This is a genomic window from Morganella sp. Je.2.23 (assembly GCF_051129855.1).
Classification (GTDB): domain Bacteria; phylum Pseudomonadota; class Gammaproteobacteria; order Enterobacterales; family Enterobacteriaceae; genus Morganella; species Morganella sibonii.
In genome coordinates this window covers 75,297-89,785 of the sequence record NZ_JBCPSQ010000005.1, presented here as the reverse complement: position 1 = coordinate 89,785, position 14,489 = coordinate 75,297, and the positions used below count along the sequence as shown (strand labels likewise).

General features: G+C 48.7%; 12 protein-coding genes and 1 pseudogene. 10 read left to right on the top strand and 3 right to left on the bottom strand.

The window, feature by feature from the left end:
* Positions 1-696: 696 nt before the first annotated feature.
* Positions 697-1,068, top strand: coding sequence for a DnaJ family domain-containing protein (locus AAZR23_RS15755; RefSeq protein ID WP_166708627.1), 372 nt, complete (start codon positions 697-699; stop codon positions 1,066-1,068).
* Between the two features lie 12 nt (positions 1,069-1,080).
* Here AAZR23_RS15755 and AAZR23_RS15750 read toward each other — a convergent pair whose 3' ends face one another.
* Entirely contained in the window at positions 1,081-1,536 is a 456-nt protein-coding gene (locus AAZR23_RS15750; RefSeq protein WP_107679210.1) for a regulatory protein RecX, read from the bottom strand.
* Positions 1,537-1,609: 73 nt separating this feature from the next.
* Between AAZR23_RS15750 and AAZR23_RS15745 the strand changes: the two genes are divergently transcribed.
* The 9 genes from AAZR23_RS15745 (at position 1,610) to AAZR23_RS15705 (ending at position 12,416) form a co-directional block, all read left to right on the top strand.
* Positions 1,610-1,792 carry a hypothetical protein gene (locus AAZR23_RS15745; protein ID WP_107679211.1) on the top strand — a complete coding sequence of 61 codons (183 nt, stop codon included), beginning with the start codon at positions 1,610-1,612 and terminating at the stop codon, positions 1,790-1,792.
* 697 nt (positions 1,793-2,489) lie between these two features.
* On the top strand, positions 2,490-3,044 hold the full coding sequence (locus AAZR23_RS15740) for a fimbrial protein (protein ID WP_434693640.1): 555 nt from the start codon (positions 2,490-2,492) through the stop codon (positions 3,042-3,044).
* Between the two features lie 52 nt (positions 3,045-3,096).
* Positions 3,097-3,795 carry a fimbrial biogenesis chaperone gene (locus AAZR23_RS15735; protein ID WP_166708629.1) on the top strand — a complete coding sequence of 233 codons (699 nt, stop codon included), beginning with the start codon at positions 3,097-3,099 and terminating at the stop codon, positions 3,793-3,795.
* Positions 3,796-3,806: 11 nt separating this feature from the next.
* Positions 3,807-6,299 carry a fimbria/pilus outer membrane usher protein gene (locus AAZR23_RS15730; protein ID WP_218426785.1) on the top strand — a complete coding sequence of 831 codons (2,493 nt, stop codon included), beginning with the start codon at positions 3,807-3,809 and terminating at the stop codon, positions 6,297-6,299.
* Between the two features lie 13 nt (positions 6,300-6,312).
* Positions 6,313-7,380 (top strand): fimbrial protein, encoded by a 1,068-nt coding sequence (locus AAZR23_RS15725; RefSeq protein WP_054426245.1) that lies wholly within the window; start codon positions 6,313-6,315, stop codon positions 7,378-7,380.
* 298 nt (positions 7,381-7,678) lie between these two features.
* On the top strand, positions 7,679-8,467 hold the full coding sequence (locus AAZR23_RS15720) for a protein bax (protein WP_046894667.1): 789 nt from the start codon (positions 7,679-7,681) through the stop codon (positions 8,465-8,467).
* Between the two features lie 164 nt (positions 8,468-8,631).
* Entirely contained in the window at positions 8,632-10,050 is a 1,419-nt protein-coding gene (locus AAZR23_RS15715) for an MBOAT family O-acyltransferase (protein ID WP_046894668.1), read from the top strand.
* The gene (locus AAZR23_RS15710; RefSeq protein WP_218426787.1) at positions 10,037-11,227 is read left to right on the top strand and encodes an SGNH/GDSL hydrolase family protein; all 1,191 of its coding nucleotides are present in this window, start codon (positions 10,037-10,039) and stop codon (positions 11,225-11,227) included. Before AAZR23_RS15715 ends, AAZR23_RS15710 begins: the two co-directional genes overlap by 14 nt.
* The gene (locus AAZR23_RS15705; protein WP_434693636.1) at positions 11,190-12,416 is read left to right on the top strand and encodes an SGNH/GDSL hydrolase family protein; all 1,227 of its coding nucleotides are present in this window, start codon (positions 11,190-11,192) and stop codon (positions 12,414-12,416) included. Before AAZR23_RS15710 ends, AAZR23_RS15705 begins: the two co-directional genes overlap by 38 nt.
* A gap of 44 nt (positions 12,417-12,460) precedes the next feature.
* Here AAZR23_RS15705 and AAZR23_RS15700 read toward each other — a convergent pair whose 3' ends face one another.
* Together AAZR23_RS15700 and AAZR23_RS15695 are read right to left on the bottom strand one after the other, a co-directional pair.
* Positions 12,461-13,903 (bottom strand): ATP phosphoribosyltransferase regulatory subunit, encoded by a 1,443-nt coding sequence (locus AAZR23_RS15700; RefSeq protein WP_434693811.1) that lies wholly within the window; start codon positions 13,901-13,903, stop codon positions 12,461-12,463.
* A gap of 105 nt (positions 13,904-14,008) precedes the next feature.
* Positions 14,009-14,362 (bottom strand): annotated as a pseudogene (locus AAZR23_RS15695) (transposase); the annotation flags it as partial.
* Positions 14,363-14,489: the final 127 nt, after the last annotated feature.

The following is a 14,489-nucleotide window of genomic DNA, read 5'->3' as shown; positions in this document are numbered from 1 at the left end:
CAAAACAACAAACCAACAGTTTATGAATGCACACTTTATTCAATTTGTTTCAAAACATAACAAAATACATACTACCCTCACGTACAAATATGCATTTTTATGCAAAAAATACGAATTTAAAAAACTTTAATTTTTTCTTGTCTTTTTTTGACGAAAAGCACAAATAGCTCATTTTACGCGTAACAATGGTAACAAAATTAACTCAAAAACAGCCTTTGTGATACAAATCACAGCAAATCACCGATCAAATAAGAAATAAAAAATAAACACAATATTAACAAAAAGTATTACTATCATGAAAAACACCCGCGTTACCATTAAGCCAAATTACTTATTTGATGTGTTTAAACTAACAATATTGACCAAATAATAACTATTGCCGGGATTTTTATCCGATACAATTAAAAACACCAGAGAAATACACCATCACAGACAGAACAAAAAAAATACACAATTACGATAAAATACTCCTTAAATACGTATTCCGATACAAATAACACCTGTTACTCAAAAAACACCAAAAACACATACCGGCACACTATAAAATGCATTTTTATTCATTGAACCCATCACAAGGATTCAATTATTATTCAGTAGTAAAGCGGGTGTTTATGACTAAAACAGGTTATTTATACGGCAGAAACCGGTTCTGTTATAATGCGGGAGCCGTGACCGGTGACAGGAAACAGATACAACATGACTATTTTTGACACACTGGCAGAACGCCATATTCAGGCCGCACTCGAAAGCGGGGAATTGCAGGGACTGACAGGGGAAGGGAAACCACTCGCACTTGATGATGACAGCCACGTTCCGCCGGAACTGCGGGTCGGCTACCGTTTACTGAAAAATGCCGGCTACCTTCCTCCGGCATTACTGGCCCGGCAGGAAGCCGTTTCTCTGGCAGAATTATTGTCCGTTCTGCCGCCGGACAGCACAGAATATGAACAGACAAATAAGCGGTTACGATTGCTGGCGGTACAGTTACAGCAGGCTGGGCTCAATACGGATTTTCTGTATCAGCGCTACCATGAGGCAATACAGCAGGCACTGAATAAAAATAAATAATTCCTGATCGCGTCAGTACAATTCATAAATCTGATCAGAGGTAAAACCGCGGTACATCAGATAACGCATCTGTTTTTGTTTCTCTTTATAGTCTGCCGGGCGGCTTTCCCCGAATTTCTTCATTTTTGCCTCACGGGCCTGCTCAAACCAGTCGGTTTCCTGTGCGGAAAAAACCGAATCAATCAGTTCACCGGAAAAGCCTTTCTGACGTAATTCCTGCCGTATCCTCACCGGCCCGTGTAATTTTCTCACTCCTGCCTGAAAAAACAGCACGATACTGCGGGTATCATCCAGATATTGAGAATCGGTCAGCCGTGTCATCACACGGGGCAGAACATGCTCGTCTGTCGGGGACGTTTCCTGCTTTTCAGCAATTTTTCGTTTCAGTTTCCGGGCCAGTTCCGCCCCGGCGTATTCCCGGCGGCCCAGCAGCCATATGGCATAATGATATAGTTGTTTTTCATCCATCGTGACACCTGCGTGTTATCCGTTAAAATCGTGGTAACATACCATATTCCCACTATATTCAGAGAGACAGACAATGGCACAACTGACGCCGGAAGAAAAAGTATATGTTGATGACCTCGCGATGCAGCGGGTTGATGATATGAACAGTGATGAATTTCTGGTTCGTCAGCTGGATGACAAAATCCACGGGCTGGCATCTCACCTGAAAGACTACTTTGAAGAACGTCTGACATTCCATAAACAGAACAAAAACTGATCCTGCCCGGGCAGCTGTACGCTGCCCGCCCCTCAGATCCGGCCTGAAATAATATCTATATAAATAATTACATTCGTTATCAGCCAATTCTGATAGCTATCCTGTCACGCCTAAAATAAAGTTGAAAATAATTAAAGTTCTCTGTCACTGTGCCGATATTCTATACCGGAATCATTCTGAGTGATTGATTTTACGCTGTTAATACAGTTAATGATAATTATTCTTAATAATTGCAAACAATAATCATAAAGAAAAAATAATATTAAATGCTGCGATTTTTAACATATTTTAAATGAATATTTAAAACTATTAACAACAATTGACGCATAACATCGCAGTAACATAAAAACACAGTATATAAAACCATAAGTAACTATCTGTATCCGGATATTACAGATAAAACTCACCTTTTAATTCCCGGTTCAGAAAAACACTTCAATTAATCATTTCATGACTATATACTCTGTTTCGTTTTAGTTATGCCTTCCATTCTGATGTATAAGAATCTTCTTTCCTGTCAGCGGTAATAAAAATTACCGGGGAAAACTATTTCTTATTGATGCTACTAACTAAATAAACCCTGCTGATTTGTTTTTTCAGAATCAGCTAAAAACTATTACAGACAGAAAATAAATTTACAGGCGGAGTAATTAATTCCGCTGCTGAATTTATTATATATTCCATCCCGGAGAGGATAATGAATAAAAAATTCGCTCTTGCAGCGTCTGTTTCTCTTATTTTTGTTGCTAACTCTGCGTCTGCGGCGACTACCGCATCCGGTGGTTCCATCAATTTTACCGGTTTTATTACAGACGCCACCTGTACTATTAATAACGGTAATGCGAACATGTCGGTATTATTAGACCCAATCACTGTTAATCAGATCAGCGGACAGGGTGCTATCGATGAAGGGAAAAAAGCATTTTCCATTGAATTATCAGACTGTAACGCCAGTGATAAAGACAGTAAATCACTGCATATTAATTTTGCATCCACCAATCTGATTTCCAATAACGGCAATTATCTGATCAATCAGGAAACTGATGAAAAAGGTAATCCTAAAAATGTCGGGATTGCACTGACCTCACAGAAAACGAATGAAGTCATTAATTTAAATATGCCATATGATACTAAAATTGCAGCCACCGGCGGCGCTATGCAGTTTTACGCTAAATATTATAAAGTCGGCAGCGAACCAGCTCAGCCCGGTAAAATTAATACCATGCTGACATATAACCTGTCTTACTTCTGATATTTTCAGGCCTCTTTTAATAAAGGGGTCTGATTTTTTGAAAATACACATCATGAAAAAAATAATCTTAACATTGTTGTTATTAACGATGACATTTGTCAGCCGGGCAAATGTTATTATTAATTCCACCCGTGTTATTTATCCGCAGGGCAGTAAGGAAGTTCCGGTGCAATTATTTAATACCGGAACACAGCAGGCATTAGTGCAGGCGTGGATTGATGACGGCAATGCCGATTCCACCCCGGAAACGGCCAATGTTCCGTTTATTCTGACACCGCCGGTGGTGAAAATCGACGGCAAAAATGGTCAGCAGTTGCGGGTGAAAATGACGCCGGTACAGCTTCCTGCGGACAGAGAATCTCTTTTCTATCTGAATTTACTGGATATTCCGCCACTGCCGGAAAACAGTGCAGATAAAAATATGATGCAGATTGCTATCCGCTCACGCATCAAACTGTTTTACCGTCCTTCCGGTCTGACCCTGAGTGCGGATAAAGCCCATACCCGCCTGACGTTCACCCGTGACGGTCAGCACTATATTCTGAAAAATGACTCTCCGTATCATATTAATATTCTCGGCCTGAAAGAGACCGCGAACAACCGTGATCTGGCGGAAGAAGGCACGATGATTGCACCTTACGCTCAGTTTACCCTGCCTGCCGTATCCGGATTACCGGCCGGGAATCACTATGCACTGACACTGATCGACGATTTCGGTGCCATCAATACCTATCCGCTGTCACTGAACTGAACAGCCGCCTGATGTCACGTTATATCTGCCGTTTTCCCGTCCTTGTTTCACTGTTGCCGGTGCTGTTCAGCACACCGGCAGCCGCGGCCGGATTTAACACCAACTTCCTTTACGGCGATTCTGCCAAAGCAGATCTGTCCCGTTTTGATCGTAACGATACTCTGCCCGACGGCGAATACACCGTTGAGATCAGTGTAAACGGCGAATGGAAGGGACGCTTCCCCCTGCGTCTGCAACAGAGCGGACACACCATTCTGATACCGCAGGACGATGTGCCGAAACTGGGACTGCGTAACACGACGCCGCCGCCGCAGGCAGATGAAGAGGGTTATATCGCGCTGAGCAGCCTGATACCGCCGGACAGCTACACACTGAATACCGGGCAATTTCAGCTGATGCTGAATGTGCCGCAGGCCATGCTGAATAGTGTGCTCAAAGGGTATGTCGATCCGTCCCTGTGGGATCAGGGCGTTAATGCCGCAATGGTCAGTTATAACGCTAACTATTATCACGCCGCCAATAAACGTGACGGCAGTGATAATGACAATGCGTATCTGACGCTGAGCAGTGGTCTGAATCTGGCCGGCTGGCAGTTCCGCGATCAGTCCTCTCTAACCTACAGCAGCGGGCAAAGTACGAAGTGGAATACCAACACCCGCTATCTGCAACGGGGCTTTCCGGCGATCAAATCTGATTTCCGTGCCGGAGACAGCTACACCTCCGGAGATCTGTTTGATTCCGTCCGTTTCCGCGGTGCGACACTGAAAACAGATATGCGTATGTATCCCGACACCTGGCAGGGTTTTTCCCCGGTGATACGCGGCGTGGCGCAGACAAACGCACTGGTAAAAATTTATCAGGACTCGCAGCTTATCTGGCAGCAGAGCGTTCCCCCCGGCCCGTTTGTGGTCGATTCACTGCTCCCGACCGGCTCCGGCGGGGATTTACAGGTCGAAATCAATGAAGCGGACGGGCAGATCAATCACTTTATGGTGCCCTTCTCCGCCGTTCCGAACATGTTAAAAGAAGGTCTTTTTAACTATGAGCTGAATGCCGGCGAAGTACAGCTGACAGATAATGCTTACCATCCGGATTTTGCACAGCTCAATATCCGGTACGGCATTAACAATACGCTGACCGGCTACGGCGGCATGATTGCGGCAAAAAATTATCAGGCGTTTCTGCTCGGCAGCGGCTTTAACCTGCCAATCGGCGCGTTGTCGCTGGATGTCACACATTCTGATGCCCGGTTTGATCAGGACATGCCGCGCTACCGGGGCGAAAGCTATAAAGTGGCCTACAGCCGGTTTATTCATCAGACCAATACCAATTTTTCCCTGGCGGCTTACCGTTACTCCACCAGCGGCTATTTCAGCCTGACTGACGCGGTACAGTATCAGGAACTGCTCAACCGGCAGGCGTCCGCCGGTGAGATATCACCGCAGTCACAGAGTTACCGCCAGCGCAGCACCTTTAATATCAATATCAACCAGCGGATCGGCGCGGATTACGGTTCGGTGTATCTCGCCGGTACGCTGCGTGATTATTGGGGCGGTCAGGACAGCACCCGCGAATATCAGCTGGGTTATGCCAATAACTGGCAGGATATCAATTACACCCTCAGTGCGGGCCGGACCCGTTACAGTAAAGACAGCAGCAATCCGGCAGGCAGCAGTAATAATGAAGAGACACGGATTAACCTGACACTTTCTGTCCCGCTGACGGTATCCGGCCGCAAAGTGTACCTGACCGCAAACAGCATGATAAAAGACAGCCGTTATCAGAGCAGCAATATCGGTCTGAGCGGCACCGCCGGGCAAAGCAATGCTCTCAGTTATAACGTCAATGCCGCTCATCAGCAGGCCGGTGGCACAACCTTCAGCACCAGTGCCGCTTACCGTGCGGCCCCGGCGACACTGAATGCGTCTTACAGTGAATCCGGCCGCTACCGCCAGCTCGGCGCCGGTGCCACCGGCAGCCTGGTGGTCTGGTCCGGCGGTATTCTCACCGCCAATCAGCCGGGGGAAACCTTTGCCATTGTGAATGTACCGGGCACCGCCAATGCCATCGTCAACAATGACCGTAATGTCACCACCAATACACAGGGACAGGTACTGGTGCCGTACCTGTCCGCCTACCGCAAAAATGCGCTGATCCTGGACGCCTCACAGGCACCGGAAAATGCAGCTGAACTGCTGGGGAATGTGCAGGATATCGTGCCTTACGCCGGTGCGGTGACACTCGTGAATTTCAGAACAGATAACCGGCAGGAATTTTATCTGCACGCGGTACGTCATAACGGAAAACCTCTGCCGTTCGGAACGGAAGTCACTGACGGAGACAATAACAGCATCGGTTATGTCGGGCAGAACAGCCTCATATATATAAGAAGCGAAACACAGCCGGCGCAGATTAATGTCCGCCTGACGGATACGGACAGCGGTTACTGCCGCATCACACTCACACCGGGTCCGCAGAGCACACCTCTGCGCTGTGCGGAATAAGGAGGCATCACCGATGCTCAGAAAATCGTATCTTTTTACCGCGCTGCTGGTACTGCTGACCGGTTATGCACAGGCGGAGTGCACCAACGACGGCAATAAACAGGCTCCGCCGCTGATCGCCGATCTGTCAGAAACCTTTTACCGTCAGACGGAAACGACGCTCAATTTCAATACCCGCTACAGCGGGGAATTCAGTTGCAACGCACGCAGCAACAGTGTCTCCAACGCCTCTTATCTGCAAAAACGTTCGGTGGTGGTCGGTTTTCAGAACGGACGTTATCCGGTCGAGTTCCGTGTGATCGATATCCGTCCGGACAACACACAGAAATTCGGTTACAGCAGAAATCCGTATCCGGCAGATCGCCTTCAGACAAGTTTTACACTCAGCGCCCGGGTCATGCCGCAAAACTCACGCAGCGATGTGACCGTTCCCGGCAGTCAGTACCGTTTTGACGGTGCGGTGATAGCGGCAGACACCACGCGGATCGGACTCATTTCATTTTTTATCCGCCTCGGATTCGATATCATCAGTTATCTGCTCAGCGGTCACTGGCCGGAGCATAACGAAGATCTGTTCCTGCAACCGCTGGATGTCATTTATCAGCCGCGTGAAACGACCTGCACTTTTAATAACGCAGATTTATTGGTCGAACTGCCGCAAATTGACAGAGCACAGTTGCTGCGCAATAAAACCGCCGGGATGACCCGCTTTTATCTGGACATCTCCTGCCATGATCGCCTGAACGGCCGCACCAGCCGGCCGGTGAAAGCCTATCTGGCCAGCAATCAGGTCTGGCTGCGGGACATGAAAACCCTTGTGGATACGTCACCGGGTGCGGCGCAGGGCGCAGGTATCCGGGTCGGCCGTTATGCGGATACCAATGACAACAGCGCGCTGGTGATCACCCCGCCGGGACGGCAGCCACGCGCAGATTCCTACCTGTTTGAATGGGGAAAGGACAAATTTATTGAAGTAAACAATGGCTTCAGTCTCTGGGCATATTACTATGTTTATGATGCTTCCCGGCTCAGTGCAGGCCGTATCAATACCACTGCAATCCTCAATTTTGAGTATTACTGACCACAAATTTTGATAAAAATATCCGGCAAAAATCGCGGGAAAGAGGCAAAACAGGGCGCGGCACGACGTAAAAAACATTAATTTCCCGGATTATTCCGCCATTTTTACTAAAATCGGCTGCCATTTCATGTCCGTTTTAACTTACTAATAGACATACATAAAATCAGGAAACAGGATTTTATCCTGTCAAAGCATTCCCCATTAATATTAAACGATGGATAATAAGGCTGGCCTTGGATTTTGTATTTTGCTAGTATTCGTTCGATTTTTGTTCAGACAATAAAACGAGGAAAAGGCAATGCCCTCTCATACGATGAGGACAAATGCAGTCTTCGCTTTCTTGATTTTACTATTCTTTACCGGTTCGGGCTTTGCCTCAACCAGTACCACGACAAGCTTGCCGTATTCGTCTCAAAACAAGCAGTTGCTGAAAACACTGCCTGATTTGAAGAAATACGCGTCAGGTACACCCCGTAAGAAAGCGTTTTTAAATGCCATTGTCCCTGCGATTGACAAAGTGAATCGCGAAATCATGAATGACCGCACCTGGTTACTGGAACGCCGGAATGCCAAACACTGGTCACAGAGTGATATTGCAAAGCTCGGAAAGCTTTGCCGGAGCTATGATATGACATGCAGCTCGCCTAAGCGCACCAACTGGAACGCGCTGCTGAGCCGTGTCGATATCCTGCCCACCCACTTCGTTGCCACACAGGCGGCAACCGAGTCAGGATGGGGAACATCAAAACTGGCTCAGTCCAACAATAACCTTTTTGGTATGCGTTGCGGACGGGGCTGTAGTGCCAAAGCCGGACAGGTTCAGGGCTACTACGCGTACAGCACTATTGAGGATAGTGTCACTGCTTATATGAAAAATCTGAATACGCACCGTGCTTATAATTCACTGCGTTCAGAAAGGGCAAAACAGCGTCTGGGTGATGATGACTCACTGAGTACACCGGAACTTATCAGTCAGCTGGAAGGTTATTCGCAGAAGGGAGATGCTTATAACCGTTACCTCCGCCAGATGTATGACAGTAACAAAAAACTGATCACATCGGCACAGAAGGTCGCCCAAAACACATAATTGCTCTGTTCACTGCAACAGGCACCCGAAAACCCGCGCTAATCCGAGTATTACGCGGGTTTTTTTATCGCATCTCATCATTCTTATTGAATCGTGGTTGATAACTTATATTATACTCAGCACGCTAATTATGACATTTTCAACAAGCCTGCACAGAGCCTGATATGAATTTCTTTTCATTTGAATTCCTTGCCTCCTTTACTGCTTTTTTTCTGATTTACTGGCTCTGTCAAAAAAAGACCCGTTTACAGAATATTCTTTTAATTGCAGCAAGTTACCTGTTTGTTTTCTCATTTCAGGCAAGCTTCGCCTATGTGCTGGCCGGTTATACCCTGTTCATTTATCTGCTGACCAATATTCTGAGCAGCCGCCTGTCCGCACGGGCCATATACAGCCTGCTGGCGGCAGGAATCATCGGCTGTTTTACGGTTTTCAAATACTACGGATTTATGCAGGAATCCCTGCAAAGCGCGCTGCTGCAGGCCGGTGTCGAGGTTGAACTGCCGGTGCTCTCCGTGCTGGCTCCGCTGGGCTTATCATTCTACGCGTTTCATTCTGTCAGCTATGTGGTGTCAGTCTGCCGCAAAGAGATTGAAAAAGCGCCATTCTGGGATGTGGTACTCTATCTCTGCTTCTTCCCGAGCATTGTCGCCGGGCCGATAAACCGCGCCAAAGCCTTTATGCCGCAGGTGCAGGCGGCCTCACGGGAAATCATTGATTACAGAAAAGCGCTGCTGCTGATCACGCTGGCGATGGTAAAACTGTTTTTATTCAGTGCCTATCTGTCGGAAAACTTCGCCAACCCGGTCTTCAGTTCGCCGGTCAATTACAGTGCCGGTGAGATCCTGGTGGCCGTTTATGCCTATGCCTGGAATATCTATTTTAACTTCTCCGGTTACACCAACCTGGTTACCGGGATTGCCATGCTGCTCGGGTTCAGGGTTCCGCTGAACTTCAATGCACCGTATCTTGCCACCAACCTGAAAGAGTTCTGGGCACGCTGGCACATCAGTCTTTCCACCTTTATCCGTGATTATATTTATATCCCGCTCGGCGGTAACCGCAAGGGCTGGCTGCGGATGAACCTCAATGCCTTTATCGCGATGGTGATTTCCGGGATCTGGCACGGTGTCGGACTGCCGTTTATCATCTGGGGTGCACTGCACGGGCTGGGGATTGTGCTGATGAATATCAAACACAAACTGCTGCCGCCGCGCACTGATCCGGCAGAGACTCTGTGGCAGAAAACCGGGGTCTGGATCGCCCGGATTTTCACTTTCCATGTACTGTGTCTGACCTGGATTTTCTTCCGCAGTGCCACCCTCAGTGATGCGGTCACCATGCTGACTCAGCTGACCGCTGACGGCTTTATTGCCTCAGTGACGGCCAGCGCACCGCTGATTATCGCTTTCTGGCTGCTGCTGATTATCTATCCGCTGTGCGTCAGTCTGTATCACCGCGCCGGACACTATTACCGGCGGATCTCATGGGTCTGGTATCCTTTACCGCTGGCACTCTTTATGACGCTGGTCTTTATTTTCTCTCCTTCAGGAATGCCGGGTTTTATCTATGCGAATTTTTGATTTTACAGAAAATCTCGAGCGGGCACTGAAGGTCGTCTTTATTGTGCTGACAGCGACCGTGGCACTGGTCTGGCTGAATCAGAACCCGCTGGCCCGTTACTGGGAACAGACCTACCACCAGCCTGCGCCGTGGGCGAAGCTGGAGGGGCATTACGGATGGGATCTCGGGGGTTACCTTCAGGAAGGCGTGGTGGCCGCCGGAGAGACGCTGTGGACGTATGCACAGGGCAATCATATTGTTGAGGAAGCAGAAGAGGCAGTTCCCGGCAATACGGCATTCCCGGAAGAGTTTCAGGTGGGGCTGCATTTTATCAACGGCTACCGTTATCCGGCTGCCGCGCTGTCAGTCACCTTCCCTGAACTGCTGAACCGGGAACGTCCGGCCATCGCGGGTTCTGTGCTGAAGCTCAACCCGGAACAGGTGGCACAACACATCCTGACGAAAAAGACACCGAAATCCGTTATTGACCTGGCCGCCGGGGATAAAGTCTTCTTCGCGGGTGATTCCCTCATGCAGGGGGTCGCGCCTGTGTTACAATCCCGTCTGGCCAAAGCCTACGGCATTGAGAGTATCAACCTCAGCAAACAGAGTACCGGCCTGACGTATCCGAAGTTTTTTAACTGGCCGGAGACTATCAGAACCACTCTGGCAGCCAACCCGGATATCCGCCTGCTGGTGGTGTTCCTTGGCCCGAATGATCCGTGGGACATGCCGCCGGAGGGTGGCGGGCGTTATCTGCGCTTTAAGTCGCCGGAATGGGAAGCACAGTACCGCAAGCGGATTCAGGATATTCTGTTAACAGCCCGGATACAGGGTGTGGACGTCATCTGGATCGGACCGCCGAATATGCGAAAAGATAAGCTGTCGGATGGTGTACACTATCTGAGTGGTGTTTATCAGACGGAAATTAACAATGCCGGTGAAATCTGGCTGTCCGCGAATACCATTTTCAAATATCAGGATAATATCTATTCAGACTACCCCGGTGACGGCAGCAGCAATATCAAGCTGCGCAGCGGTGACGGTATTCACTTTACCTACAAAGGTCAGAAAGCCATTGCTGACACGGTATTTGATCTGATTAAATTTAATGCTGCGCCGGAGGAAACCCCGGCGGCGCAGGAAAACACAGAAACACATGATGAAACAACAAAAACGCCCGTCGTGGCCCCTTAAGCTGGCCGGAGCCGGAGCCCTGTTTGCCGCAGCGCTTTCCCTGCTCTCCTGCCAGAACACGCAGGATAAACCGTGGATACAGCCGGAGACACCGGCACCGGTGTCGCGCAATGATCTGACCAACTACGGCGATCCGAATCTCAGCCGCCTGGCGCACCGCCTGCGGGACCCGTCCGTGCGTGTTCATATTGTCCAGATTGGTGACTCTCACACCGCGGCGGATTTTTTCTCCGGCACGCTGCGTGATAAATTCCAGGCGCGTTACGGCAATGCGGGGATTGGCTTTGTGCCGCCGAGCATTATTGCCGGGCAGCGCACAGCAAACTTCGTCTTCACTGAGCCAAAAAAACAGTGGTCATTCCTGACCAGCCGTAAAGATGATGCACCAAACTTCCCTCTGGGCGGTTTTATTATTTCGCCGCTGACCCCGCACAGCACCCTGACGATGAAAGAGCGCAATCCGTCCTCTTATCAGTATGATATGCAGGTGCTGTACCAGACCGGTTATCCGGCCTCCGTTGCGGTACGCGGCGGCAGAGGCGGCACGCTGAACCTGACGCCGTCCTCAGAATGGCGTTTTTCTGACAGTGTGCCGGTGACCTTCCCGGCAGACATCACCGCGAATGAGAAGAGCCCGCTGAATATCGGCGGCTGGTTTATTACCCGCAATCATCCGGGTGTGATGCTCTCATCTGTCGGTATCAACGGTGCCACCATCGCCATGACGGAAAAATGGCAGCCGCAGTGGGTGAATACCCTGGCGCAGACCGATCCGGAAATGGTGATCCTGGCTTACGGCACCAACGAAGCCTTTAATGATACGCTGGATTTGGATCTCTACCGTCAGCAACTGACCAATGTGGTGCGCAATATCCGCAATACCATGCCGGATGCGGTGATCCTGCTGGTCGGCCCGGGCGACAGCATCAAGAACAAAACCGCACCTGACTGCCGTTCACAACAGCCGGCCAATCTGCACAATGTAATGCAGATCCAGAAGTCTGTCGCGAAAAGTGAAGGCTTACTCTACTGGGACTGGCAGCAGTTCATGGGCGGCGACTGTGCAATCAACAGCTGGGTGCTGCGTGATCTCGCACGGCCGGATAAAGTCCATCTCTCCGGTCCGGGTTATGAGAAGAGTGCCACCGCACTCTATAACGCGCTGGAAGCCCTGCTCAGTCAACAGTAACCCGCTACTCCGCAGATAACTGATTATCTGCGGAGTCTCTCCTCTCAGCCGTTTACGCTGTGTCCCAGAACCCCGATCATGGCATTCTCATTCACAAACTGAATCATTCCGTTATCTTTATCGGTCAGTTCCAGCTCTTTATCATTCTCTGACGGCACCACAATAATAAAACGGCTGCCGTTACGCTCCGCATTCTTGCGGCAGGTACTGATCCGCATCCCCGAGCAATCATTTTTAATGGTGAACTGCGGGAACAGTGTGCGCAGACGACGGCCGACTATCAGCGCGTGTCCGGCGGCACGGGTGTTTTCCGGGATCAGCACCACATCGGTTGCATTCTGACGCAGCAGTTGTTTGTGGCATTTGCGGATCAGGAAAATAATCGGATCGAGCATAAAGGCAAAACCGCTGACCGCCATCTGTTTATCCAGCAGATGTGACGCGCTGGCATCATAGCGCCCGCCGCGGCATAACAGTTCATCGTGGCTGTCCGGATGGGTGGTGCGCCATTCAAACAGGGTATGGCAGTAATTATTCACCGGATACAGATCCGGCGTTACGCTGTACGGAATTTTCAGGCGGTTAAGGGATTCAAGTAACTGACGGAAGCGGGCGGCGGATGTTTCAGAGAGAAACTCACTGAGCCGGGGGGCTTTTTTATTGACGATATCCAGCAGCTTGTGCGGTACGGATAATAACTGCTCCGGTTTATCTTTCAGTCTGGCCAGCCACGGCTCCTCAAAGAACGGCAGAAACGGCTGATAATAGTCTCTCAGTGCCTGACGGAAACAGCTGAACTCTTCTTCACTGCCCGCGGTATTTATTTTCAGTTCAATATACGGCGTAAGATGCAATGAACTGAAAAAATCATACTGCATTAAAATATGCTCCAGCTCGATATCAATATTATCGTAGCCGAAGGCTTCCACACCAATCTGGTGATATTGTTCAAAATCCTGCTTCTGCCCGGCCACATTGCGGAACATCGCACCGATATACCATAACTTACTTTTCGACTGTAAACGCTGATGCTGTGCAATCACCCGCAGGCAGCCCATCGTCCCCTCACCGCGCAGCAGTGCCGGATGACTGCAATTGAGCTTAGGTCCGTTATGGTTATCCTCTGCGAATGCGGCAGTATTCTTCATATGGTCATCCCAGTATTCCAGCAGCGGAAAACGGATTTCCTGATAACAATAACGTGCCAGAAGTTTAGAGGCGCGGTTCTCCAGCCAGATCCAGTCCGCCACATCATTACTGTAATGTTTGCGCGGCCGTCCGCTCTGATGCGGGCGCACGGTACGGTTTACTTCAAATTCCAGTTTCTGACAATACTGATTCGTACCCAGTACGCAATTCTGATTCAGACAGATTTGGATTCGCTCAATAACCGACGGGCTGATGGTGGTATATAAAAAATGCTGGTAATGGATACCACGCTCTTCCGGTGTTTTTCCTAATTGTAAATAACACTGATGTTCAGTCATTCTCGGAATAGTACATTCCCCGGCGTTATGAGCATAGCTTGAATAATTTAAGTTATGTCTGTCATTATATTCTGACTGGTCGGATGTGAGTGTATCAACATATTGAGAGACCAAAAGAAAATAGGAATTTGCTTCAATCAGACAACTGTTATAACGCCGATCCCATAATGCGCCGCTGCGCTGATATTTATTATTGTAATAAGGAACATACTGGCGTCCGATGTGTTGAATGAAGCGGCTTAAATCTTCTTTTGATTTTGGTGTCAGCAGCAATAATACGGTATCAGCCTGAAGTGAATATGCATGAAGCTCGCAATTGTATGATTCTAAAGACCTGTCAATACAGGTCAGAAAGCGGGCGTAATCATTCTCTTCCTGAAAGAGCTTTTCATGATTGTGCCCGTTAAGTTTAATCAGCTGTGGTAATCCCGGAAAATAAAGGCGCTCTCTTCTTGGCATAGGTCAGCGCTCCAATCGCTAAAAGTAATCAATTTATCTAATGAGTAATATAATACAAAACCGGTTTTGTTATTTTAACTCATATCATAAAACCCGTTTTTATTTCTGAATGCCATTATTTTTTATC

Bases quoted from the DNA above. Each gene is read 5' to 3' on its own strand.
- AAZR23_RS15755 (WP_166708627.1), top strand. From the start codon at position 697: ATGACTATTTTTGACACACTGGCAGAACGCCATATTCAGGCCGCACTC.
- AAZR23_RS15750 (WP_107679210.1), bottom strand. From the start codon at position 1,536: ATGGATGAAAAACAACTATATCATTATGCCATATGGCTGCTGGGCCGC.
- AAZR23_RS15745 (WP_107679211.1), top strand. From the start codon at position 1,610: ATGGCACAACTGACGCCGGAAGAAAAAGTATATGTTGATGACCTCGCG.
- AAZR23_RS15740 (WP_434693640.1), top strand. From the start codon at position 2,490: ATGAATAAAAAATTCGCTCTTGCAGCGTCTGTTTCTCTTATTTTTGTT.
- AAZR23_RS15735 (WP_166708629.1), top strand. From the start codon at position 3,097: ATGAAAAAAATAATCTTAACATTGTTGTTATTAACGATGACATTTGTC.
- AAZR23_RS15730 (WP_218426785.1), top strand. From the start codon at position 3,807: ATGTCACGTTATATCTGCCGTTTTCCCGTCCTTGTTTCACTGTTGCCG.
- AAZR23_RS15725 (WP_054426245.1), top strand. From the start codon at position 6,313: ATGCTCAGAAAATCGTATCTTTTTACCGCGCTGCTGGTACTGCTGACC.
- AAZR23_RS15720 (WP_046894667.1), top strand. From the start codon at position 7,679: ATGCCCTCTCATACGATGAGGACAAATGCAGTCTTCGCTTTCTTGATT.
- AAZR23_RS15715 (WP_046894668.1), top strand. From the start codon at position 8,632: ATGAATTTCTTTTCATTTGAATTCCTTGCCTCCTTTACTGCTTTTTTT.
- AAZR23_RS15710 (WP_218426787.1), top strand. From the start codon at position 10,037: ATGCGAATTTTTGATTTTACAGAAAATCTCGAGCGGGCACTGAAGGTC.
- AAZR23_RS15705 (WP_434693636.1), top strand. From the start codon at position 11,190: ATGATGAAACAACAAAAACGCCCGTCGTGGCCCCTTAAGCTGGCCGGA.
- AAZR23_RS15700 (WP_434693811.1), bottom strand. From the start codon at position 13,903: ATGACTGAACATCAGTGTTATTTACAATTAGGAAAAACACCGGAAGAG.